General features: G+C 69.8%; 19 protein-coding genes. 4 read left to right on the plus strand and 15 right to left on the minus strand.

Features of this window, described 5'->3' with window-relative positions; translation table 11 throughout:
• Nucleotides 1–39 precede the first annotated feature (39 nt).
• The 3 genes from fahA (at nucleotide 40) to IA22_RS0115555 (ending at nucleotide 2,701) form a co-directional block, all read left to right on the plus strand.
• Complete coding sequence (gene fahA, locus IA22_RS0115545) at nucleotides 40–1,269, plus strand: fumarylacetoacetase (RefSeq protein WP_030123928.1); 1,230 nt, start codon at nucleotides 40–42, stop codon at nucleotides 1,267–1,269.
• Nucleotides 1,266–1,937, plus strand: a complete 672-nt coding sequence (locus tag IA22_RS0115550; RefSeq protein WP_030123929.1) for a GOLPH3/VPS74 family protein — start codon at nucleotides 1,266–1,268, stop codon at nucleotides 1,935–1,937. Before fahA ends, IA22_RS0115550 begins: the two co-directional genes overlap by 4 nt.
• 149 nt (nucleotides 1,938–2,086) lie before the next feature.
• Nucleotides 2,087–2,701: a Uma2 family endonuclease gene (locus tag IA22_RS0115555; RefSeq protein ID WP_030123930.1), complete on the plus strand. Its 615-nt coding sequence runs from the start codon at nucleotides 2,087–2,089 to the stop codon at nucleotides 2,699–2,701.
• An 18-nt stretch (nucleotides 2,702–2,719) separates the two neighbouring features.
• Here the strand turns inward: IA22_RS0115555 and recQ are convergent, their stop codons facing one another.
• The 15 genes from recQ to IA22_RS0115630 form a co-directional block, all read right to left on the minus strand.
• On the minus strand, nucleotides 2,720–4,729 hold the full coding sequence (recQ, locus tag IA22_RS0115560; RefSeq protein ID WP_014154676.1) for a DNA helicase RecQ: 2,010 nt from the start codon (nucleotides 4,727–4,729) through the stop codon (nucleotides 2,720–2,722).
• A gap of 117 nt (nucleotides 4,730–4,846) precedes the next feature.
• Nucleotides 4,847–6,511 (minus strand): NADH-quinone oxidoreductase subunit NuoN, encoded by a 1,665-nt coding sequence (gene nuoN / locus IA22_RS0115565; RefSeq protein WP_014154677.1) that lies wholly within the window; start codon nucleotides 6,509–6,511, stop codon nucleotides 4,847–4,849.
• The gene (locus IA22_RS0115570; RefSeq protein WP_015578323.1) at nucleotides 6,508–8,079 is read right to left on the minus strand and encodes an NADH-quinone oxidoreductase subunit M; all 1,572 of its coding nucleotides are present in this window, start codon (nucleotides 8,077–8,079) and stop codon (nucleotides 6,508–6,510) included. Before IA22_RS0115570 ends, nuoN begins: the two co-directional genes overlap by 4 nt.
• Before the next feature lie 4 nt (nucleotides 8,080–8,083).
• Nucleotides 8,084–9,979 carry an NADH-quinone oxidoreductase subunit L gene (gene nuoL, locus IA22_RS0115575; RefSeq protein ID WP_014154679.1) on the minus strand — a complete coding sequence of 632 codons (1,896 nt, stop codon included), beginning with the start codon at nucleotides 9,977–9,979 and terminating at the stop codon, nucleotides 8,084–8,086.
• A gap of 12 nt (nucleotides 9,980–9,991) precedes the next feature.
• Complete coding sequence (gene nuoK, locus IA22_RS0115580; protein ID WP_014154680.1) at nucleotides 9,992–10,291, minus strand: NADH-quinone oxidoreductase subunit NuoK; 300 nt, start codon at nucleotides 10,289–10,291, stop codon at nucleotides 9,992–9,994.
• The gene (locus IA22_RS0115585) at nucleotides 10,288–11,142 is read right to left on the minus strand and encodes an NADH-quinone oxidoreductase subunit J (RefSeq protein WP_014154681.1); all 855 of its coding nucleotides are present in this window, start codon (nucleotides 11,140–11,142) and stop codon (nucleotides 10,288–10,290) included. Before IA22_RS0115585 ends, nuoK begins: the two co-directional genes overlap by 4 nt.
• Nucleotides 11,139–11,735 carry an NADH-quinone oxidoreductase subunit NuoI gene (nuoI, locus tag IA22_RS0115590; protein WP_014154682.1) on the minus strand — a complete coding sequence of 199 codons (597 nt, stop codon included), beginning with the start codon at nucleotides 11,733–11,735 and terminating at the stop codon, nucleotides 11,139–11,141. The genes IA22_RS0115585 and nuoI overlap by 4 nt, the downstream gene beginning before the upstream one ends.
• Nucleotides 11,728–13,146 carry an NADH-quinone oxidoreductase subunit NuoH gene (gene nuoH / locus IA22_RS0115595; RefSeq protein WP_030123933.1) on the minus strand — a complete coding sequence of 473 codons (1,419 nt, stop codon included), beginning with the start codon at nucleotides 13,144–13,146 and terminating at the stop codon, nucleotides 11,728–11,730. The genes nuoI and nuoH overlap by 8 nt, the downstream gene beginning before the upstream one ends.
• Nucleotides 13,143–15,650: an NADH-quinone oxidoreductase subunit G gene (locus IA22_RS0115600; protein WP_030123934.1), complete on the minus strand. Its 2,508-nt coding sequence runs from the start codon at nucleotides 15,648–15,650 to the stop codon at nucleotides 13,143–13,145. Before IA22_RS0115600 ends, nuoH begins: the two co-directional genes overlap by 4 nt.
• The gene (gene nuoF / locus IA22_RS0115605) at nucleotides 15,647–17,023 is read right to left on the minus strand and encodes an NADH-quinone oxidoreductase subunit NuoF (RefSeq protein ID WP_015578321.1); all 1,377 of its coding nucleotides are present in this window, start codon (nucleotides 17,021–17,023) and stop codon (nucleotides 15,647–15,649) included. The genes IA22_RS0115600 and nuoF overlap by 4 nt, the downstream gene beginning before the upstream one ends.
• A complete protein-coding gene (gene nuoE / locus IA22_RS0115610; protein WP_015578320.1) occupies nucleotides 17,020–17,868 on the minus strand; it encodes an NADH-quinone oxidoreductase subunit NuoE in 849 nt (282 codons plus the stop codon). Before nuoE ends, nuoF begins: the two co-directional genes overlap by 4 nt.
• Before the next feature lie 29 nt (nucleotides 17,869–17,897).
• On the minus strand, nucleotides 17,898–19,256 hold the full coding sequence (locus tag IA22_RS0115615; protein WP_014154687.1) for an NADH-quinone oxidoreductase subunit D: 1,359 nt from the start codon (nucleotides 19,254–19,256) through the stop codon (nucleotides 17,898–17,900).
• The gene (locus tag IA22_RS0115620; RefSeq protein ID WP_015578319.1) at nucleotides 19,256–19,972 is read right to left on the minus strand and encodes an NADH-quinone oxidoreductase subunit C; all 717 of its coding nucleotides are present in this window, start codon (nucleotides 19,970–19,972) and stop codon (nucleotides 19,256–19,258) included. The genes IA22_RS0115615 and IA22_RS0115620 overlap by 1 nt, the downstream gene beginning before the upstream one ends.
• Entirely contained in the window at nucleotides 19,969–20,523 is a 555-nt protein-coding gene (locus IA22_RS0115625; protein ID WP_014154689.1) for a NuoB/complex I 20 kDa subunit family protein, read from the minus strand. The genes IA22_RS0115620 and IA22_RS0115625 overlap by 4 nt, the downstream gene beginning before the upstream one ends.
• Nucleotides 20,524–20,540: 17 nt before the next feature.
• Nucleotides 20,541–20,900 (minus strand): NADH-quinone oxidoreductase subunit A, encoded by a 360-nt coding sequence (locus IA22_RS0115630; protein ID WP_003992243.1) that lies wholly within the window; start codon nucleotides 20,898–20,900, stop codon nucleotides 20,541–20,543.
• Between the two features lie 860 nt (nucleotides 20,901–21,760).
• Here IA22_RS0115630 and IA22_RS0115635 point away from each other — a divergent pair.
• Entirely contained in the window at nucleotides 21,761–22,597 is an 837-nt protein-coding gene (locus IA22_RS0115635; protein ID WP_015578316.1) for a C40 family peptidase, read from the plus strand.
• Nucleotides 22,598–22,634 lie beyond the last annotated feature (37 nt).

The raw sequence follows: 22,634 nt of genomic DNA on the forward strand, positions 1-22,634 counted from the left end.
TACCGTGTCCCTCAAGCGACTGGAAAGGGGCAGCGACAGATGCCCGAGCACGACAGCCCGCTCGACACGGCCGAGGGCGATCCCTTCGGTCCGCACAACCTTCCGTACGGCGTGTTCTCCATCCCCGGACACCCCGAGGACCGAAGGGTCGGGGTCCGCATCGGCGGACATGTACTGGACGCCGGGGCGGCGGCGCACGCACTCGGCTCGCCGTACGCCAGACTGCTGGCGCAGCCGAGCCTGATGCCGCTGCTGGCGGCCGGGCGCACCGCGTGGCGGGACGTGCGGCGGGCGCTGACGGCGTGGGTCACGGTCCCGTCGCACCGCCCGGAGCTGGAACCGCTGCTGCACCCGCTGGATTCGGTGACCCTGCACCTGCCGTACGAGGTCGCGGACTACGTCGACTTCTACGCCAGCGAGCACCACGCCACCAACGTGGGGAGGATCTTCCGCCCCGACGGTGCGGCGCTCACCCCCAACTGGAAGCACCTGCCGATCGGTTACCACGGCCGGGCCGGCACGGTCGTGGTCTCCGGCACCGACGTGACGCGGCCCTCCGGGCAGCGCAAGGCACCGTCGGACCCCGCCCCGGTCTTCGGCCCCTCCGTGAAGCTGGACATCGAGGCCGAGGTCGGCTTCGTCGTGGGTGTCCCCTCGGAGCAGGGGTCCCCCGTGGCCCTCGGTGACTTCCGGGAGCACGTCTTCGGGCTCTCCCTGCTCAACGACTGGTCGGCGCGGGACATCCAGGCCTGGGAGTACGTGCCGCTGGGCCCGTTCCTCGGCAAGTCCTTCGCCACCTCGGTGTCGGCGTGGGTGACTCCGCTGGAGGCCCTGGACGCGGCCCGCACGGCGCCGCCCGCACGTGACGAGGACCTGCTCCCGTACCTGGAGGACGCGGACGACGAGGAGCCGGGCGGCTTCGACATCCGGATCTCGGTGGAGATCAACGGACAGACCGTCTCCGAGCCGCCGTTCTCCTCGATGTACTGGACGGCGGCCCAGCAGCTGGCGCAGATGACGGTGAACGGCGCCTCGCTGCGCACCGGCGACCTGTACGGCTCGGGCACCGTCAGCGGTGCGGAGCCGGGGCAGCGCGGCTCCCTGCTCGAACTCACCTGGAACGGCCGCGACCCGCTGGACCTGGCCGAGGGCAAGCGGACGTTTCTGGAGGACGGGGACACCGTCACCCTGACCGCCTGGGCACCCGGCCCGCACGGCACCCGGGTCGGGCTCGGTGAGGTCACGGGCCGGATCACGGCCAGGCCGTGACCGGCGCGGCCCTGACGCTCCCGGAGGAACTGCTGCTGCTCGCCCTGGACCCGGTACGCGGAAAGCCGTACTGCCGGGGCCGGTTCCTGGAGTACGGCGTCGCCGGGGCCGCCCTGGCGGAGCTGGAGCTCCAGGGGCGGATAGCCGAGGAACGCGGGCGGGTGGTGGTCGTGAACCCGCTGGATCCGCCGGATCCGCTGCTCGCGGTGTTCCTGCGCGGTCTCCCGCCTCCCGGCAAGGGCGGGCTCCTCTCCGGGGCGTCGGCCCGGCGCTGGGTGCGGCAGGCGGGACGGCGGGCCGGAGGGCTGTATCTGGACGCGCTGGTGGAGCGTGGTGTCCTGCGCAGGGAGACCCGCCGCTTCCTCGGCCTGCTCCCCTACCACCGCCACCCGGCGGGCCCCGGCTCCCCGGCCGAGCAGGTGCTGCGGGGCTACGAGGAGTCCCGTGCGGCGGGCCATCCCGACCGCAGGGGGCGGATGCTCGCGGCCCTGGCGGCGGCCGTCGAGCTGCCGGCGGTCGTACGGGGCGGCGACCGCCGCGCGCGTGCGGCGACGCGGGCCCTGGTCCGCGAGGAGTGGCCGGCGCAGGCCGTGCACCGCAACGTACGCCAGGACAAGGCGGCCCGGGCGGGCGGCGGGGACGGCGGGGGAAGCGGGGGCGGGGACTGACCCCCGCGGGTCGTCCGGCGCGGCCCGCTCCGACGGCGAGGCGCGCTGGTCAGCGACGCGTGAGGCGGTCACACGTTCGGGGGGACCTCATTCCGTTCCCTCCGGATACGCTGAGGAGTCCCGCGAGACTGCCTCCCATGGGAGCACTGATGAGCATCGAACCCGAGGCCCCCGAGCCGCGGTGGGCGGTCCCGCCCGTGGGCGGCTGGACCGCCGATGACCTGGACACACTCCCGAATCTGCCTCCGCACACGGAGCTGATCGACGGGAGTCTGGTTTTCGTGAGTCCGCAGACCGTGTTTCATGAGCGTGCGATCGACTACCTCAAGTGGCAACTGCAGTCGCTCGCACCGCTTGAGCTCGAAGTCTTCCGCGAATTCACCATCGACGTCGACTTCCAGAACCGGCCCGAACCCGACGTCGTCGTCGTACGCGCGGACGCCGTCGAGAGTCTGCGGCAGACACGGTTCCCGGCAAGCAGTGTGCTGTTGGCGGTCGAGGTCGTGTCCGACGAGTCCGTCACCCGTGACCGGGAGACCAAGCCCGTGAAGTACGCGCGGGCCAGGATCCCGCACTACTGGCGGGTGGAGAACAAGGACGGCCGGGCGGTCGTGTACGTCTTCGAGCTGGAGCCCGCCACCGGCGCCTACACCTCGACCGGGATCTTCCACGACCGTATGAAGGTGTCCACGCCCTTTCCCGTCGATCTCGACCTGACCGCGATCGTGTCCCGCCGCCGGGCGACCGACGGGCAGGACCGGTAAGCAGGGCCCACCCGAGGGTCAGTCGAACTCCGGGGGCTCCTCGTCCCAGCCGAACTCCGGGTCCGGGTCCGGGACCCCGGCGGCGGGCCGGGCCACCGGCGCCGGCTCGGACGCCCGGACCGGCGCGGGGCTCTGCGAAGTATCCGGCGAGGACGTCTCCGGTGCGGCGGCCGGCGGGGCCGTGTCCCCCAGCCCGGCCAGCACCTCCAGCACTCCTTCGCCGTACGTCGCCAGCTTCTTCTCGCCGAGCCCGCTGACGCCTCCCAGCTCCGCGAGGGAACCCGGCCGCAGTGCGGCGATCTCCCGCAGCGTCGCGTCGTGGAAGATCACATACGCCGGGAGGCCCAGCTCCTTGGCCTGGGCACCGCGCCAGGCGCGCAGCGCCTCGAAGACCGGTACGGCCTCCGCCGGCAGCTCCGCGGTCGCCGCGGCCTTGCTCCTGCGCTCCCCGCCCGAGGACGACCGGGTCGTGGGCCGCTTCGGCTCCTTGCGGAGCATCACCTCGCGCTCCCTGCCGAGCACGGTGCCGCTCGCCTCCGTCAGCACCAGCGTGCCGTACTCGCCCTCGACGGCGAGCAGCCCCTGGGCCAGCAGCTGGCGCACCACGCCCCGCCACTCCGCCTCGGCCAGCTCCTCGCCGATGCCGAAGACCGAGAGCTGGTCGTGGTCGAACTGGATGACCTTGGCCGTCCTGCGGCCCAGCAGGATGTCGATGATCTGCCCGGCCCCGAACTTCTGATTACGCTCCCGCTTCAGCCGGACCACGGTGGACAGCAGCTTCTGGGCGACCACCGTGCCGTCCCAGGTCTCGGGCGGGGTGAGGCAGGTGTCGCAGTTGCCGCAGGCCTGCTCGCCGGGCTCCTGGCCGAAGTACGTCAGGAGCTGGGCCCGGCGGCACTGCACGGTCTCGCAGAGCGCCAGCATCGAGTCGAGGTGCGAGGCGGCGCGACGCCGGAACGCCTCGTCGCCCTCGCCGCCCTGGATCAGCTTGCGCTGCTGGACGACGTCCTGGAGTCCGTACGCCATCCAGGCCGTCGACGGCGCCCCGTCACGCCCCGCGCGGCCGGTCTCCTGGTAGTACCCCTCGACGGACTTGGGCAGGTCCAGGTGGGCGACGAAGCGCACGTCGGGCTTGTCGATGCCCATGCCGAAGGCGATGGTCGCGACGACGACCAGGCCCTCCTCGCGCAGGAAGCGAGACTGGTGGGCGGCGCGCGTCCCGGCGTCCAGACCGGCGTGGTACGGCACGGCCTCGACGCCGTTGCGGGAGAGGTACTCGGCGGTCTTCTCGGTGGAGTTGCGTGAGAGGCAGTAGACGATGCCGGCGTCCCCCGCGTGCTCCTCCTTCAGGAAGGTGAGCAGCTGCTTCTTCGGGTCGGACTTCCCCACGATGCGGTACTGGATGTTCGGCCGGTCGAAGCTGGCCACGAAGTGCTTGGCCTCGGGCATACCGAGCCGCTGGGTGATCTCCTTGTGCGTGGCCTCGGTCGCCGTGGCCGTCAGCGCGATACGGGGCACGTCGGGCCAGCGCTCACCGAGCACGGACAGGGCCAGGTAGTCGGGGCGGAAGTCGTGGCCCCACTGGGCGACGCAGTGGGCCTCGTCGATGGCGAAGACGGAGATCTCACCCCGGGCGAGCAGGGAGAGCGTCGAGTCGAGGCGCAGCCGCTCGGGGGCGAGGTACAGCAGGTCGAGCTCACCGGCGACGAACTGTGCCTCCATCGAGCGTCGCTCGTCGAAGTCCTGCGTGGAGTTCATGAAGCCGGCACGGACACCGAGGGCGCGCAAGGCGTCCACCTGGTCCTGCATGAGGGCGATCAGCGGGGAGATCACGATGCCGGTGCCCGGCCTGACCAGGGCGGGGATCTGGTAGCAGAGGGACTTTCCGCCACCGGTGGGCATGAGGACGACCGCGTCGCCGCCCCCGACGACGTGCTCGATCACCGCGCCCTGCTCGCCGCGGAACGCCTCGTACCCGAAGACCTTGTGCAGCGTCTGCTGCGCAGCGCTCTCGGTCGTCACACTCATGGTCGCGCCCGTCCGTCCGTCCTCACCCGTCCACAGCAACCATAGGCGCCGCGTACGACAACGCCGGACGGGCTTGACTTTCCAAGGCCCGTCCGGCGTCGCAGCGCGTTCCTGTCGTTACCGAACGAACACTCCGGCCTGGCCGGCCAGGTCCAGGAAGTACTGGGGGGCCAGGCCGAGCACCAGGGTCACGGCGACCCCGACCGCGATCGTGGTCATCGTCAGCGGGGACGGGACGGCGACCGTGGGGCCGTCCGCCTTCGGCTCGCTGAAGAACATCAGGACGATGACCCGGATGTAGAAGAACGCGGCGATGGCCGACGAGATCACACCGACCACGACGAGCCCGCTCGCCCCGCCGTCCGCCGCCGCCTTGAAGACGGCGAACTTGCCGGAGAAGCCCGAGGTGAGCGGGATACCGGCGAAGGACAGCAGGAACACGGCGAAGACCGCCGCGGTGAGCGGCGAGCGCCGGCCGAGGCCGGCCCACTTCGACAGGTGGGTCGCCTCGCCGCCCGCGTCCCGCACCAGGGTCACGACGGCGAAGGCGCCGACGGTCACGAAGGAGTACACGCCCAGGTAGAAGAGGACGGACGAGATGCCCTCGGGGCTGGCCGCGATGACGCCGGCGAGGATGAAACCGGCATGGGCGATCGAGGAGTAGGCCAGGAGCCGCTTGATGTCGGTCTGGGTGATCGCGACGATCGCCCCGCCCAGCATCGTGACGATCGCGACGCCCCACATGACGGGGCGCAGATCCCAGGTGAGGCCGGGCAGCACCACGTAGAGCAGGCGCAGCAGCGCGCCGAAGGCGGCGACCTTGGTGGCCGCGGCCATGAAGCCGGTGACCGGGGTCGGGGCGCCCTGGTAGACGTCCGGGGTCCACATGTGGAACGGGACCGCGCCGACCTTGAAGAGCAGGCCCATGAGGATCATCGCCCCGCCGATCAGCAGCAGCGCGTCGTTGCCCATGGTGGAGGCGAGCGCCGGGTCGATCTGCTGGACGCTGCCGTCGACGACGTTCGCGATGCCCGCGTACGAGACGGTGCCCGCGTATCCGTAGAGCAGGGCGATCCCGAAGAGCAGGAAGGCCGAGGAGAACGCCCCGAGCAGGAAGTACTTCACGGCCGCCTCCTGTGACATCAGCCGCTTGCGGCGGGCGACGGCACACAGGAGGTAGAGCGGGAGGGAGAAGACCTCGAGCGCGATGAAGAGCGTCAGCAGGTCGTTGGCCGCCGGGAAGACCAGCATGCCCGCCACGGAGAAGAGGGCCAGCGGGAAGACCTCGGTCGTGGTGAACCCGGCCTTGACCGCGGCCTTCTCGCCGTCGCTGCCCGGTACCGAACCCGCCTGGGCGGCGAAGGAGTCCACCCGGGTGCCGTGCGAGGCCGGGTCGAGGCGCCGCTCGGCGAAGGTGAACACGGAGACCACCGAGACGAGCAGGATGGTGCCCTGGAGGAACAGGGCGGGACCGTCGACGGCGACGGCGCCCATCGCGGCGATGTGCGCGTTCTTCGTGGCGTATCCGTCGGCGGCGAGCCCGATCACCGCGGCGAACGCCGCCGCGATCGCGACGACCGTCAGGAACACCTGGGTGGTGTAGCGGGCCCGTCGCGGGACGAACGCCTCCACCAGGATTCCGAGGACGGCGGCCCCGACCACGATCAGGACGGGTGCCAGTTGGGCGTACTCGATGGTCGGTGCGGTGAACCTGTCGCCCGGCGCGGCCGTCGTCACCTCGCCCGCCGTCGTCCACAGGCTGTGGACAGCTGTTGCGCTCACTTGGCGGCCTCCACCTCGGGCTGGGGGTCCTTCTTCTGTACGTCGTGCATGGTGTGCTGGACCGCAGGGTTGACCACCTCGGTCAGCGGCTGCGGGAAGACACCCAGGAAGATCAGCAGGGCGATCAGCGGAAGGGCCACCGCCAGCTCACGGACCTTGAGGTCGGGCATGCCTCCGATGCCCTCCCTGACCGGTCCCGTCATCGTCCGCTGGTAGAGGACGAGGACGTACAGCGCGGCGAGCACGATGCCCACCGTGGCGATGATGCCGACCACCGGATACGCGCTGAACGCGCCCACCAGGACGAGGAACTCACTGACGAACGGGGCGAGACCGGGCAGCGAGAGCGTCGCCAGTCCGCCGACGAGGAAGGTCCCCGCCAGGACGGGGGCCACCTTCTGCACCCCGCCGTAGTCCGCGATGAGACGCGAGCCCCGCCGGGTGATCAGGAAGCCGGCGACCAGCATCAGCGCGGCCGTCGAGAGCCCGTGGTTGACCATGTAGAGCGTGGCGCCCGACTGGCCCTGGCTGGTCATCGCGAAGATGCCGAGCACGATGAAGCCGAAGTGCGAGATCGACGCGTAGGCGATGAGCCGTTTGATGTCGCGCTGGCCGACGGCGAGCAGGGCGCCGTAGACGATGGAGATCAGCGCCAGGACCAGGATCACCGGCGTCGCCCACTTGCTGGCCTCCGGGAACAGCTGGAGGCAGAAGCGGAGCATCGCGAAGGTGCCGACCTTGTCGACGACCGCGGTGATCAGGACGGCCACCGGGGTGGTCGCCTCCCCCATGGCGTTCGGCAGCCAGGTGTGCAGCGGCCAGAGAGGGGCCTTCACCGCGAAGGCGAAGAAGAACCCGAGGAAGAGCCACCGCTCGGTGGAGGTCGCCATGTCCAGCGAGCCGTTGGCCCGCGCCTCGGCGATCTCCGAGAGCGAGAAGCTCCCCGCGACGACGTAGAGCCCGATGACGGCGGCCAGCATGATGAGCCCGCCGGCCAGGTTGTAGAGGAGGAACTTCACCGCGGCGTAGCTGCGCTGCGCCGCCGCGTTCTCGTCGCTGCCCGAGTGCGCCCGGTCCCCGAAGCCCCCGATGAGGAAGTACATCGGGATGAGCATGGCTTCGAAGAGGATGTAGAAGAGGAAGACGTCGGTGGCCACGAAGGAGAGGATCACCATCGCTTCCACCATGAGGATCAGGGCGAAGAAGCCCTGGGTGGGGCGCCAGCGGCTGGAGTTCGTCTCCAGGACGTCGGCGTCGTGCCAGCCGGCCAGGATCACGAACGGGATCAGCAGGGCGGTGAGCGCGAGGAGCGCCACCCCGATGCCGTCGACGCCGAGTTCGTAGCGGACGCCGAAGTCCTTGATCCAGGCGTGCGATTCGGTGAGCTGGTAGCGGTCGCCGCCCGGTTCGAAGCGGGCGAACACGATGCCGGCCAGGACGAGCGTCGCCAGCGAGACGGCCAGGGCGAGCCACTTGGCCGCCGTGCGCCGGGCCGCGGGGACGGCGGCGGTGGCGATCGCGCCGATCGCCGGGAGCGCCGCCGTCGCTGTCAGGAGGGGAAAGGACATGGGATCAGACCGCCCTCATCAGCAGGGTCGCGGCGATGAGGACCGCCGCACCGCCGAACATCGAGACCGCGTAGGAGCGGGCGTAGCCGTTCTGCAGCTTGCGCAGCCGGCCGGAGAGCCCGCCCATCGAGGCGGCCGTGCCGTTGACGACACCGTCGACCAGGGTGTGGTCGACGTAGACCAGGGAGCGGGTGAGGTGTTCGCCGCCGCGGACCAGGACCACGTGGTTGAAGTCGTCCTGGAGGAGGTCGCGGCGGGCGGCCCTGGTGAGCAGGGAGCCGCGCGGGGCGACCGCGGGGACGGGCCTGCGCCCGTACATCGCCCAGGCGATGGCGACACCGATGACGAGCACCACCATGGTGGCGGCGGTGACGGTGGCCGCGCTGACCGGGGCGTGTCCGTGGTCGTGGCCGGTGACGGGCTCCAGCCAGTGCAGGAAGCGGTCGCCGAGGGAGAAGAAGCCTCCGGCGAAGACCGACCCGAAGGCCAGCACGATCATCGGGATCGTCATGGACTTCGGCGACTCGTGCGGGTGCGGCTCGTGGCCCTCGGCGTCCGGCTGCCAGCGCTTCTCCCCGAAGAACGTCATCAGCATCACGCGCGTCATGTAGAACGCGGTGATCGCGGCGCCCAGCAGGGTGACGGAGCCGAGGATCCAGCCCTCGGTGCCGCCCTTGGCGAAGGCCGCCTCGATGATCATGTCCTTGGAGAAGAAGCCGGACAGGCCGGGGAAGCCGATGATCGCGAGGTACCCGAGGCCGAAGGTGACGAAGGTGACCGGCATGAACTTCCGCAGGCCGCCGTACCTCCGCATGTCCACCTCGTCGTTCATGCCGTGCATGACCGAACCGGCGCCGAGGAAGAGCCCGGCCTTGAAGAAGCCGTGCGTCACCAGGTGCATGATCGCGAAGACGTAGCCGATGGGGCCGAGGCCCGCGGCGAGGATCATGTAGCCGATCTGCGACATCGTCGAGCCGGCGAGGGCCTTCTTGATGTCGTCCTTCGCGCAACCGACGATCGCACCGAAGAGGAGCGTGACGGCTCCGACCACCACGACGACCAGCTGCGCGTCGGGCGCCCCGTTGAAGACCGCTCCGGAGCGGACGATGAGGTAGACGCCCGCGGTCACCATGGTCGCGGCGTGGATGAGGGCGGAGACCGGGGTCGGGCCCTCCATCGCGTCACCGAGCCAGGACTGCAGCGGCACCTGGGCCGACTTGCCGCAGGCGGCGAGGAGCAGCATCAGGCCGATCGCGGTGAGCTTGCCCTCGCTCGTGTCGCCGGTGGCCTCGAAGACGGGCCCGAAGGCGAAGGTGCCGAAGGTGGTGAACATCAGCATGATCGCGATGGACAGGCCGATGTCACCGACCCGGTTGACCAGGAAGGCCTTCTTGGCGGCGGTGGCAGCGCTGGGCTTGTGCTGCCAGAAGCCGATGAGCAGGTACGACGCCAGACCGACGCCCTCCCACCCGACGTACAGCAGGAGGTAGTTGTCGGCGATGACCAGGATGAGCATCGCCGCGAGGAAGAGGTTCAGGTAGCCGAAGAAACGGCGTCGCCGCTCGTCGTGCTCCATGTACCCGATGGAGTAGATGTGGATCAGCGTGCCCACACCCGTGATCAGCAGGACGAACGTCATCGACAACTGGTCGAGCTGGAAGGCCACGTCGGCCTGGAACCCCTCGACGGGGATCCAGCTGTACAGGTGCTGGCGCAGGGTGCGGTCCTCGGCCCCCTTGCCCAGCATGTCGGTGAACAGCACCGCGCCGACGACGAACGACGCGGCGGCGAGCACCGTGCCGATCCAGTGTCCGGCCCGGTCGAGCCGGCGTCCGCCGCAGAGCAGGACCGCCGCTCCGAGCAGGGGCGCCGCGACCAGCAGCGCAATCAGGTTTTCCACGATTCCGACCCCTTACAGCTTCATCAGGCTGGCGTCGTCGACCGAGGCCGAGTGGCGGGAGCGGAAGAGCGACACGATGATCGCGAGCCCGATGACGACCTCCGCGGCGGCCACGACCATCGTGAAGAACGCGATGATCTGGCCGTCGAGGTTGCCGTGCATCCGGGAGAACGCGACGAGCGTGAGGTTGCAGGCGTTGAGCATCAGCTCGACGCACATGAACACCACGATCGCGTTCCGCCTGATCAGCACACCGGAGGCGCCGATCGTGAACAAAAGGGCCGCGAGGTAGAGGTAGTTGACCGGATTCACTTGGCGACCTCCTCCTCTTCTTCCGCATGGTCACGGGCTGGTCCGCGGTCACGGCCGAGCCGCTCCCCGGAGCGCTGTTCCAGCGCCTTGAGCTCGGCGAGCGAGTCGCCGGACACGTCGCGGATCTGGCCGCGCTGCCGCAGCGTCCGCATCACGGTGAGCTCGGACGGGGTGCCGTCCGGGAGCAGTCCCGCGATGTCCACGGCGTTGTGCCGGGCGTAGACACCGGGCGCCGGCAGGGGCGGCAGATGGCTGCTGCGCACCCGCTCCTGCGAGAGCTCGCGCTGCGTCTTGGCGCGTTCGGTGCGCTCGCGGTGCGTGAGCAGCATCGCGCCGACGGTCGCCGTGATCAGCAGGGCGCCGGTGATCTCGAACGCGAAGACGTACTTGGTGAAGATGAGGTTGGCGAGGCCCTCGACGTTTCCGCCGTGCTGCGCGTTCGCCGCCCCCAGGCCGTTGAAGGACTGGAGGGACGCCTGTCCGATCCCGGCGATCAGCAGGATGCCGAAGCCGAGTCCGCAGGCGGCGGCCAGCCAGCGCTGGCCCTTGAGGGTCTCCTTCAGCGAGTCCGCCGCCGTGACGCCGACGAGCATGACCACGAAGAGGAACAGCATCATGATTGCGCCGGTGTAGACGACGACCTGGACGATGCCCAGGAAGTAGGCGCCGTTGGCGAGGTAGAAGACCGCCAGCACGATCATGGTGCCGGCGAGCGACAGCGCGCTGTGCACCGCCTTCTTCATCAGGACGGTGGAGAGGGCGCCGACGACGGCGACGGTGCCGAGGATCCAGAACTGGACGGCCTCGCCGGTCGAGGTCGTGGTGGCCGCTGCGGCCAGGGCGGCGGTCATGCGTCCACCCCCTTGTCCGCTTCTCCCTTGGAGACGGCGGCCTGACGCTCCGTGCCGGGAGCCGCCTCGGTCACCAGACCGCGGTAGTAGTCCTGTTCGTCCATGCCGGGGAAGATCGCGTGCGGGCTGTCGACCATGCCTTCCTCCAGGCCCGCGAGCAGCTCGTCCTTGGTGTAGATGAGGCTCTCGCGGGTGGTGTTGGCGAGCTCGAACTCGTTGGTCATCGTCAGCGCCCGGGTGGGGCAGGCCTCGATGCAGAGCCCGCACAGGATGCAGCGTGCGTAGTTGATCTGGTAGACGCGGCCGTAGCGTTCGCCCGGGGAGTAGCGCTCCTCGTCCGTGTTGTCCGCGCCCTCGACGTAGATCGCGTCCGCCGGACACGCCCAGGCGCAGAGCTCGCAGCCGACGCACTTCTCCAGTCCGTCGGGATGACGGTTGAGCTGGTGCCGGCCGTGGAAGCGCGGCGCCGTCACCTTCTGCGTCTCCGGGTACTGCTCGGTCAGCCGCTTCTTGAACATGGCCTTGAAGGTCACGCCGAAGCCGGCCACAGGATTCTGGAACTTCTCCCCTGAGGGTTCTGACGACTCAGACACCGTCGGCCTCCCTTCCGTCACTCGAACTTCCCGCACTCGCATGGTCGTCACTCTGAGTATCCGGTCCGCCACTGACAACGAGCTCGCGCTCGCGTCGCGGACTGCGGCGCGGCACCGGCGGCAGGGTCTGGCCGGGCAGCGGCGGCACGGGGAATCCGCCCGCCATCGGGTCGAACGCCGGCTCCGGACCGGCCGCCTCCTCGGCGGCCTTGGCCCTGCGGTCCCGGAAGGTGTCCGCGACGAAGGAGATCAGCAGGACGGCGATGACGGCTCCCGCGACGTACAGCAGGATCTTGGAGTAGTCGTAGCCCTCGTTGTTCAGCGCCCTGACGGTGGCGACCAGCATGAGCCAGACCACGGAGACCGGGATCAGGACCTTCCAGCCGAGCTTCATCAGCTGGTCGTAGCGGACGCGGGGCAGCGTGCCGCGCAGCCAGATGAAGAAGAAGAGGAGGAGCTGCACCTTGATCACGAACCAGAGCAGCGGCCACCAGCCGTGGTTGGCGCCCTCCCAGAAGGTGCTGATCGGGTACGGGGCCCGCCAGCCGCCCAGGAAGAGGGTCACGGAGACCGCGGAGACCGTCACCATGTTGACGTACTCGGCGAGCATGAACATCGCGAACTTGATCGAGGAGTACTCGGTGTTGAAGCCGCCGACCAGGTCGCCCTCGGACTCCGGCATGTCGAACGGCGCCCGGTTGGTCTCCCCGACCATCGTGACGACGTAGATGATGAAGGAGACCGGCAGCAGCAGGACGAACCAGCGGTCCTGCTGCGCCGCGACGATCTCCGAGGTCGACATCGAACCGGAGTAGAGGAACACCGAGGCGAAGGCGGCGCCCATCGCGATCTCGTAACTGATCATCTGGGCGCAGGAGCGCAGACCGCCGAGCAGCGGGTACGTCGATCCGGAGGACCAGCCGGCCAGCACGATGCCGTAGATGCCGACGGAGGCGACCGCGAGGATGTACAGCATCGCGATCGGCAGGTCGGTCAGCTGCATCGTCGTGCGCTGGCCGAAGATCGAGACCTCGTTGCCGGCCGGGCCGAACGGGATCACCGCGATCGCCATGAACGCCGGGGCGGCGGCCACGATCGGGGCCAGGATGTAGACGACCTTGTCGGCGCGCTTGACGACGACGTCTTCCTTCAGCATCAGCTTGATGCCGTCGGCGAGCGACTGGAGCATGCCCCAGGGGCCGTGCCGGTTGGGGCCGATGCGCAGCTGCATCCAGGCGACGACCTTGCGCTCCCACACGATGGAGAAGAGCACGGTCACCATCAGGAACGCGAAGCAGAACACCGCCTTGACGACGACGAGCCACCAGGGGTCGGTGCCGAACATCGAGAGGTCCTCGGCCGCGAGGACGGTCCCCCCCGGTGCCGTGGCGAATTGGGCGAGGCCGGTCACTCTCCTACCTCCGTTGTCACGACGTGGGATCCCGGGGCGGCCGGACCGATCCGGACCAGTCCGCCGGGCTGTGCGCCGGTTTCGGCGGGGACGCCCCGGCCGACGGAGTTGAGCGGGACCCAGACCACCCGGTCCGGCATCTCGGTGACCGCCAGGGTGAGTTCGGTGGTGCCGGCGGGGCCGGTGACGGCGAGCAGGTCGCCGTCCTTCACTCCGGACTCGGCCGCGGTGACCGGGGAGAGCCGGGCGACGGCCGCGTGCCGGGTACCGGCCAGCGCCTCGTCGCCCTCCTGGAGCCGGCCCCGGTCGAGCAGCATCCGGTGGCCCGCGAGGACCGCCTCGCCGTCACCGGGCCGGGGCACCGGGCGGGACGTGGCCCGCGGGTCGTCGGCGTGACCGCCCTGCCAGCCGCCGAGGCGGTCGAGTTCACGGCGGGCCGCGCGCAGGTCGGGCAGGGCGAGGTGCACGTCGAGCGCGTCGGCCAGCATGTGGAGCACCCGCGCGTCGGTCGGGCAGAGCGTCCTCGGCATCTGCTCGGGCTTCAGCGCGGCCTCGAACATCCGGGCCCGGCCTTCCCAGTTGAGGAAGGTACCGGGCTTCTCGGCGACGGCGGCGACGGGCAGGACCACGTCGGCGCGCTCGGTGACCGCACCGGGCCGGAGCTCCAGGGAGACCAGGAAGCCGACCTCGTCCAGGGCCCGCAGCACTCCCGCCGGGTCGGGCAGGTCCTCGGGGTCGACGCCCGCGACCAGCAGCGCGCCCAGTTCTCCGGTGGCCGCGGCCTCCACGATCTGGCCGGTGTCCCGGCCGAAGCGGGCGGGGAGTTCGGCGACGCCCCAGACGGACGCCACCTCCTCCCTGGCCCGGGGGTCCGTCGCGGGACGGCCTCCGGGCAGCAGCGACGGGAGGGCGCCCGCCTCCAGCGCGCCGCGTTCGCCGGCCCGGCGCGGGATCCACACCAGTGCGGCGCCGGTCGCCGCTGCGGTGCGCAGGGCGGCGGTGAGTCCGCCGGGCACCGCGGCGAGCCGTTCGCCGACCACGATCACGGCGCCTTCGCCGCGCAGCGCCTCGGCCGCCACGGCTCCGTCACCGTCCAGGCCGACCCCGCCCGCGAGGGCGTCCAGCCATTCGGTCTCGGTGCCGGGCGCGGCGGGGAGCAGGGTGCCGCCCGCCTTCTCCAGGCCCCGGCTGGCGTGCGAGGCGAGCGCGAACGTCCGCTGCCCGTGCTTGCGGTGGGCCTTGCGGAGCCGCAGGAAGACGCCGGGCGCCTCCTCCTCGGACTCGAAGCCGGCCAGCAGGACGGCCGGGGCCTTCTCCAGCGCGGTGTACGTGACTCCGCTGCCGTCCAGGTCGCGGCCTCGGCCGGCCACCCGCGAGGCGAGGAAGTCGGCCTCCTCGCCGCTGTGGACGCGTGCGCGGAAGTCGATGTCGTTGGTGTCGAGGGCGATCCGCGCGAACTTGCTGTAGGCGTAGGCGTCCTCGACGGTCAGCCGGCCTCCGGTGAGCACCCCGGTCCTGCCCCGGGCCGCCGAGAGTCCGGCCGCCGCGGCTTCGAGCGCCTCGGGCCAGCTCGCCGGTTCCAGCACGCCGTCCGCGTTGCGCACGAGCGGGGTGGTGAGCCGGTCACGCTGCTGGGCGTAGCGGAAGCCGAAGCGGCCCTTGTCGCAGAGCCACTCCTCGTTGACCTCGGGGTCGTTGGCGGCGAGCCGCCGCATGACCTTGCCGCGGCGGTGGTCGGTCCGGGTCGCGCAGCCGCCGGCGCAGTGCTCGCACACGGAGGGCGCGGACACCAGGTCGAAGGGCCGGGACCGGAAGCGGTACGCCGCCGAGGTGAGCGCCCCGACGGGGCAGATCTGGATGGTGTTGCCCGAGAAGTACGACTCGAAGGGGTCGCCCTCACCGGTGCCGACCTGCTGGAGCGCGCCGCGCTCGATCAGCTCGATCATCGGGTCGCCCGCCACCTGGTTGGAGAACCGGGTGCAGCGCGCGCAGAGCACGCACCGCTCACGGTCGAGCAGCACCTGGGTGGAGATGGGGACGGGCTTCTCGAAGGTGCGCTTCTTCCCGTCGAAGCGGGAGTCGGCGCCTCCGTGCGACATCGCCTGGTTCTGCAGGGGGCACTCGCCGCCCTTGTCGCAGACCGGGCAGTCCAGCGGGTGGTTGATGAGCAGGAGCTCCATCACCCCCTTCTGGGCCTTCTCCGCGACGGGCGAGGTGATCTGCGACTTCACGACCATGCCGTCGGTGCACGTGATGGTGCAGGACGCCATCGGCTTGCGCTGCCCCTCGACCTCGACGATGCACTGCCGGCAGGCGCCGGCGGGGTCGAGGAGCGGGTGGTCGCAGAAGCGCGGGATCTCGATGCCGAGGAGTTCGGCGGCGCGGATGACCAGGGTGCCCTTGGGCACGCTGATCTCGATGCCGTCGATCGTGAGCGTGACGAGGTCCTCGGGCGGAACGGCCGCCTCGCCGCCCCCGGAGGGCGCACTCGTGGTGACTGTCATGCGTTCACCCCCCGGTGAGCGTTCTTGTCGTCTTTGTCGTCGGCCCACAGGGTCGACCTGGCCGGGTCGAAGGGACAGCCCTTACCGGTGATGTGCTGCTCGTACTCCTCGCGGAAGTACTTCAGCGAGGAGAAGATCGGCGAGGCGGCACCGTCACCGAGCGCGCAGAACGACTTGCCGTTGATGTTGTCGGCGATGTCGTTGAGCTTGTCGAGGTCCGCCATCTGCCCCTTGCCCGCCTCGATGTCGCGGAGCAGCTGGACGAGCCAGTACGTGCCCTCGCGGCACGGTGTGCACTTGCCGCAGGACTCGTGGGCGTAGAACTCGGTCCAGCGGGTGACGGCACGCACCACGCAGGTGGTCTCGTCGAAACACTGCAGCGCCTTGGTGCCGAGCATGGATCCGGCGGCGCCGACGCCCTCGTAGTCGAGGGGGACGTCGAGGTGTTCGTCGGTGAACATCGGTGTGGAGGAGCCGCCGGGGGTCCAGAACTTGAGGCGGTGCCCCTCCCGGATGCCGCCGCTCATGTCGAGCAGCTGGCGCAGGGTGATGCCGAGCGGTGCCTCGTACTGGCCGGGGCTGGTGACGTGCCCGCTGAGCGAGTACAGCGTGAAGCCCGGGGACTTCTCGCTGCCCATCGACTTGAACCAGTCCTTGCCCTTGTTCAGGATCGCGGGAACCGAGGCGATGGACTCGACGTTGTTCACCACGGTGGGGCAGGCGTACAGGCCGGCGACCGCGGGGAAGGGCGGCCGCAGCCGGGGCTGTCCGCGCCGTCCTTCGAGCGAGTCGAGGAGCGCGGTCTCCTCTCCGCAGATGTAGGCGCCCGCGCCGGCGTGGACCGTGAGCTCGAGGTCGAGCCCCGAGCCGAGGACGTTCGTCCCCAGATAGCCCGCCTCGTACGCCTCGCGCACGGCCTCGTGCAGCCGCCGCAGTACGGGCACGACCTCGCCGCGCAGATAGATGAAGGCGTGCGAGGAGCGGATCGCGTAACAGGCGATCACGATGCCCTCGATGAGGCTGTGCGGGTTGGCGAAGAGGAGCGGGATGTCCTTGCAGGTGCCGGGCTCCGACTCGTCGGCGTTGACGACGAGGTAGTGCGGCTTGCCGTCGCCCTGCGGGATGAACTGCCACTTCATCCCGGTGGGGAAGCCGGCGCCCCCGCGTCCGCGCAGACCGGAGTCCTTGACGTAGGCGATGAGGTCGTCGGGTTCCATGGCCAGGGCCTTGCGCAGACCCTCGTACCCGTCGTGGCGGTGGTAGGTGTCCAGCGTCCAGGACTCCGGCTCGTCCCAGAAGGCGGAGAGGACCGGGGCCAGGAGCTTCTCCGGGCTGGTCCCGTTCTTGTCGATCTCGGCTGCCAACGTCATCACTCCCCCTCCTCGGCGGCGGGCCCGGCCGGGTGCTCCGGGTCGGAGGCCGACGTCTTCTGCGGTGCGTCGTGCGAGCTGAGGTGCTCGGTCGGCGACGGGTCGTGGGGCGCCGCGTCCTCGGGCTGCACGTCCTTGGTGCCCCGGGGCGTCTCGCCCCTCGGTCCGACCACACGTGCCTGCGGGGCGGCCTCGCCCCTGGCCAGCTTCAGACCGATCAGCGAGGCGGCTCCCGCCCCGCCGCTCGCCTCGACCGCGCCGGGGCGCGGGTCGGGGAAGCCGGCCAGGATGCGGGCGGTGTCCTTGTACGTGCACAGGGGCGCGCCGCGGGTGGGCTCGACGGTGCGGCCGGCGATCAGGTCGTCGACGAGCCGCGTCGCGCTCTCCGGTGTCTGGTTGTCGAAGAACTCCCAGTTGACCATCACGACGGGCGCGAAGTCGCAGGCCGCGTTGCACTCGATGTGTTCGAGGGTGACCTTGCCGTCGTCGGTCGTCTCGTCGTTGCCGACGCCCAGGTGCTCCTTGAGCCGGTCGAAGATGGCGTCGCCGCCCATGACCGCGCACAGGGTGTTGGTGCAGACGCCGACCTGGTAGTCACCGCTCGGCCGGCGCCGGTACATCGTGTAGAAGGTGGCGACCGCGGTGACCTCCGCCGTGGTGAGGCCGAGCTGGTCGGCGCAGAACGCCATGCCCGTACGGGAGACGTACCCCTCCTCCGACTGCACGAGGTGCAGCAGCGGCAGCAGCGCGGAACGGCTGCCGGGATAGCGGGCGATCACCTCCTTCGCGTCCGCTTCGAGCCGGGCGAGCACCTCGGCCGGGTAGGCGGGGGCGGGGAGCTGCGGCATCCCCAGGCTGACTTCTTGGTTGGATGCGGTCACCGGTCGACGCCTCCCATCACGGGGTCGATGGACGCGACGGCGACGATGACGTCGGCGACCTGGCCGCCCTCGCACATCGCCGCCATGGCCTGCAGATTGGTGAACGACGGGTCGCGGAAGTGGACCCGGAACGGGCGGGTGCCGCCGTCCGAGACCACGTGCACGCCGAGTTCGCCCTTGGGGGACTCCAGGGCGGTGTACGCCTGCCCCGCCGGGACCCGGAAGCCCTCGGTCACCAGCTTGAAGTGGTGGATCAGGGCCTCCATGGAGGTGCCCATGATCTTCTTGATGTGGTCGAGCGAGTTGCCGAGCCCGTCGGGTCCGAGCGCGAGCTGCGCGGGCCAGGCGATCTTCTTGTCGGCGACCATGACCGGACCCGGTTCGAGCCGTTCCAGGCACTGCTCGACGATCCTGAGCGACTGGCGCATCTCCTCCAGGCGGATGAGGAAGCGCCCGTAGGCGTCGCAGGTGTCCGCGGTCGGGACGTCGAAGTCGTACGTCTCGTAGCCGCAGTACGGATCGGTCTTGCGCAGGTCGTGCGGGAGTCCTGCGGACCTGAGGACCGGGCCGGTGGCGCCGAGCGCCACGCAGCCGGTGAGGTCGAGGTATCCGACGTCCTGCATACGGGCCTTGAAGATGGGGTTGCCGGTCGCGAGCTTGTCGTACTCCGGCAGGTTCTTCTTCATGGTCTTCACGAACTCGCGGAGCCGGTCGACCGCGCCCATGGGAAGGTCCTGGGCGAGGCCGCCGGGGCGGATGAACGCGTGGTTCATCCGGAGCCCGGTGATCAGCTCGAAGAGGTCGAGGACGAGTTCACGGTCCCGGAATCCGTAGATCATGATCGTCGTGGCGCCGAGCTCCATACCGCCGGTGGCGATGCACACCAGGTGCGAGGAGATCCGGTTGAGCTCCATCAGGAGCACGCGCAGGACGGTGGCCCGGTCGGGGACCTGGTCCTCGATGCCGAGCAGCTTCTCGACCCCGAGGCAGTACGCCGCCTCGTTGAAGAAGGGGGTCAGATAGTCCATGCGCGTGACGAAGGTGGTGCCCTGCGTCCAGTTGCGGAACTCGAGGTTCTTCTCGATGCCGGTGTGGAGGTAACCGATGCCGCAGCGGGCCTCGGTGACGGTCTCGCCGTCGATCTCCAGGATCAGCCGCAGCACGCCGTGCGTGGAGGGGTGCTGGGGACCCATGTTGACGATGATGCGTTCGTCGTCCGACTTGGCGGCGGACTCGACGACCTCGTCCCAGTCGCCGCCGGTGACTGTATATACAGTCCCCTCGGTCGTGGCGCGGGCGTCGGAGAACGGTGTCCCGGACACGCCGGGCGTCGCGTGGGAATGGGGAGTGGTCATCAGCTGTACGACCTCCGCTGGTCCGGAGCCGGGATCTGGGCGCCCTTGTACTCGACGGCGATGCCGCCGAGCGGGTAGTCCTTGCGCTGCGGGAAGCCCTGCCAGTCGTCCGGCATCATGATCCGGGTCAGGGCGGGGTGCCCGTCGAAGATCAGGCCGAAGAAGTCGTAGGTCTCGCGCTCGTGCCAGTCGTTGGTGGGGTAGACCCCGACGAGTGACGGAATGTGCGGATCGCTGTCCGGGGCGGACACCTCGAGACGGATCAGCCGTCCGTGGGTGAGTGAGCGCAGGTGGTACACCGCGTGCAGCTCGCGCCCCTTGTCCCCCAGGTAGTGGACGCCGCTGACGCCCGTGCAGAGCTCGAAGCGCAGGGCCGGGTCGTCGCGCAGGGTGCGGGCGACCTGGACCAGGTGCTCGCGCGCGACGAAGAAGGTGATCTCGCCCCGGTCGACGACGGTCTTCTCGAGGGCGTTCGCGGGGAGCAGGTCCTGCTCCTCCAAGGCCCCTTCGAGCTCGTCGGCGACCTCGTCGAACCAGCCGCCGTACGGCCGCGCGGTGGCGCCCGGAAGGCTCACCGTGCGGACGAGTCCCCCGTAGCCGGAGGTGTCACCGCCGTTGTTCGCGCCGAACATGCCCTTGCGTACGCCGATGACCTCACCGGAGTCCTCGCGCGGGACGGGTACCTGGCCGCTGTTGCTGTTGGATTCGTCGCTCATCGCAGCAGCCCCTTCATCTCGATCAGGGGAAGTGCCTTGAGCGCCGCCTCCTCCGCCTCGCGGGCGGCCTCCTCCGCGTTGACCCCGAGCTTGGAGCCCTGGATCTTCTGGTGGAGCTTGAGGATCGCGTCGATCAGCATCTCGGGACGCGGCGGGCATCCCGGCAAATAGATGTCGACCGGGACAATATGATCAACACCCTGAACAATGGCGTAATTATTGAACATTCCACCTGATGACGCACAAACCCCCATGGAGATCACCCACTTGGGGCTGGGCATCTGGTCGTAGACCTGCCGCAGGACGGGGGCCATCTTCTGGCTCACCCGCCCCGCGACGATCATCAGATCCGCCTGTCGCGGCGAACCGCGGAAGACCTCCATCCCGAAACGGGCCAGGTCGTACCGCCCCGCGCCGGTCGTCATCATCTCGATGGCGCAGCAGGCGAGGCCGAAGGTGGCAGGGAAGACGGAGGACTTCCGTACCCAGCCGGCGGCCTGTTCGACGGTGGTCAGCACAAAGCCGCTCGGCAGCTTCTCTTCGAGTCCCATGTGTGCCCCTCAGCCCCTCAGTCCCATTCCAGGCCGCCCCGGCGCCACACATACGCGTAGGCGACGAAGACGGTGAGCACGAAGAGCAGCATCTCCACGAGCCCGAAGATCCCCAGGGCGTCGAAGGTGACCGCCCAGGGATAGAGGAAGACGATCTCGATGTCGAAGACGATGAACAGCATCGCCGTCAGGTAGTACTTGATGGGGAAACGGCCACCACCAGCTGGAGTGGGGGTGGGTTCGATACCGCACTCGTACGCCTCGAGCTTTGCCCGGTTGTACCGCTTCGGGCCGATTAGCGTGGCCATGACCACGGAGAAGATCGCAAACCCTGCCCCGAGGGCGCCGAGCACGAGGATGGGCGCGTAGGCATTCACGCTCCTCGCTCCTTCCAGTCGTCCTTGACCGTTGGACCGCATCGGGCGACCGGCTCGCCACCTCATCAAGATCGTGCACATGTGAGGCAGTTCACAAGCCCGACTGCCCCGCATCCTATGCCCGCCGTCCTGTGATCTGCGACACGGGGTACGCCAACGCCTTTGTGATCTCCACCACCTGACGAACGATCATGAAGTCGGATGAGCGGTGATCTTCGTACGCGAAGCGGCCGACCGGTTACGAGACGTGACATCTCGCGGCGTCACCGCTGGTCAAAGGCGCATGGCTCTATCAATCGCAGCCCCGTACAAGCAAATTGGCGGTGGACACCGATGGGGTGATATAGGAACCGGCCCCGGGTGCAGGCCACCCGGACGAGGGGCCTCCGGTACCGATGTGGACATTGCGCACACATTCACGATCTTCCGGACGGAGCGGCGACCGGGCGAGCCGGCGGCACGCGACCGGAAGGACGGAAGCCCCCGACGGGCAGTCATGGAATCGGACATGACACACCAATAGGTCAAGCCGCCCGCAGTCCGGGGCCGGTCGCGCACGGCACGCGGCGCGCGGCCGCGCGGTTGCCTCTCACAGGAGAGCCATACTGTGACCTGCATCACCACACCCGCGCTCCAAGAGAAGCGGGGCTTGGCCAACCGTGTGAACAGATGGTAAGCGACGGGCAATTCGGACCTATTGAAAGAACGCCGTGATCACAGCGGTGCGGCAGCGTGACCGTTTTGCCCCTTAGGGCGTCAATAAGGGCCCCGAATAAGCGGATTCACAGATTCCGAACGTAACTGTGTCGCAACACACGTTTCTTGATGGGACCCCTACAGCCCTGATAGCGCTAGTACCCATGTCCCACACCGCTCACATACCCAGCCACCGGAAGCCCCGCCGAAGCGCCTCGAAGACGGCGCTGCGGGCAGGAGTTGCCGGTGGCGTCCTCAGCACCATCGCGGTCGCGGGTGCCGCCGGTCCGGCTCAGGCCGAGCCGGTGGCCCAGACCATCGAGATGCCCACCATCACCGCCGGGCTCTCCACCTCCGTCGCCGCGTCCGCGCAGGCGACCCAGGCGGTCGCTCTCGACCTCGAGACGCAGGCCACCGAGGACGCCGCTGCGGCCACCGCCGCCAAGACCGCCAAGAAGGCCAAGGCCGAGGCGGTCCGCAAGGCCGAGGCCAGGAAGAAGGCCGAAGCAGCCGCCGAGGCCAAGGCGCAGGAGGCCGCCGAGCGCGCCTCCCGCTCCGCCGAGCGCACCACGCTCAGCGCCTCCACCGGTTCCTCCGACTCCGCCTCGTCGTCGTCCTCGTCGTCGTCGTCCTCGTCGAGCGCCACCGGGTCCGCCGCGTCCGTCGTCGCGTTCGCCCAGTCCCAGGTCGGCGACGCGTACGTCTCCGGCGGCACCGGCCCGAACTCGTGGGACTGCTCGGGGCTCGTCCAGGCCGCGTTCCGCACGGTGGGTGTGGACCTGCCGCGTGTCTCGCAGAGCCAGTCGACGGCCGGCACCCAGGTCTCCCTCGACAACCTCCAGCCCGGCGACATCCTGTACTGGGGCGGCGCGGGCAGCGCCTACCACGTCGGGATCTACGTCGGCGGCGGCCAGTTCGTCGGCGCGCAGAACTCCAGCACGGGCGTCGTGCAGAAGTCCCTGGACTACGACCCGCCGTCGGGCGCCGTCCGCGTTCTCTGATTCACAAGCGCCGCGCGCCTGAGCACGACCGCGGGCC

The sequence above is a fragment of the Kitasatospora papulosa genome (assembly GCF_000717245.1).
In the GTDB taxonomy this organism is placed as follows: domain Bacteria; phylum Actinomycetota; class Actinomycetes; order Streptomycetales; family Streptomycetaceae; genus Streptomyces; species Streptomyces papulosus.

What these genes read in the sequence shown, in the direction of transcription:
- fahA (WP_030123928.1), top strand. Translation starts at nt 40, where the DNA reads ATGCCCGAGCACGACAGCCCGCTCGACACGGCCGAGGGCGATCCCTTC.
- IA22_RS0115555 (WP_030123930.1), top strand. Translation starts at nt 2,087, where the DNA reads ATGAGCATCGAACCCGAGGCCCCCGAGCCGCGGTGGGCGGTCCCGCCC.
- recQ (WP_014154676.1), bottom strand. Translation starts at nt 4,729, where the DNA reads ATGAGTGTGACGACCGAGAGCGCTGCGCAGCAGACGCTGCACAAGGTC.
- IA22_RS0115570 (WP_015578323.1), bottom strand. Translation starts at nt 8,079, where the DNA reads ATGTCCTTTCCCCTCCTGACAGCGACGGCGGCGCTCCCGGCGATCGGC.
- IA22_RS0115585 (WP_014154681.1), bottom strand. Translation starts at nt 11,142, where the DNA reads ATGACCGCCGCCCTGGCCGCAGCGGCCACCACGACCTCGACCGGCGAG.
- IA22_RS0115600 (WP_030123934.1), bottom strand. Translation starts at nt 15,650, where the DNA reads ATGACAGTCACCACGAGTGCGCCCTCCGGGGGCGGCGAGGCGGCCGTT.
- nuoE (WP_015578320.1), bottom strand. Translation starts at nt 17,868, where the DNA reads ATGCCGCAGCTCCCCGCCCCCGCCTACCCGGCCGAGGTGCTCGCCCGG.
- IA22_RS0115615 (WP_014154687.1), bottom strand. Translation starts at nt 19,256, where the DNA reads ATGACCACTCCCCATTCCCACGCGACGCCCGGCGTGTCCGGGACACCG.
- IA22_RS0115620 (WP_015578319.1), bottom strand. Translation starts at nt 19,972, where the DNA reads ATGAGCGACGAATCCAACAGCAACAGCGGCCAGGTACCCGTCCCGCGC.
- IA22_RS0115625 (WP_014154689.1), bottom strand. Translation starts at nt 20,523, where the DNA reads ATGGGACTCGAAGAGAAGCTGCCGAGCGGCTTTGTGCTGACCACCGTC.
- IA22_RS0115635 (WP_015578316.1), top strand. Translation starts at nt 21,761, where the DNA reads ATGTCCCACACCGCTCACATACCCAGCCACCGGAAGCCCCGCCGAAGC.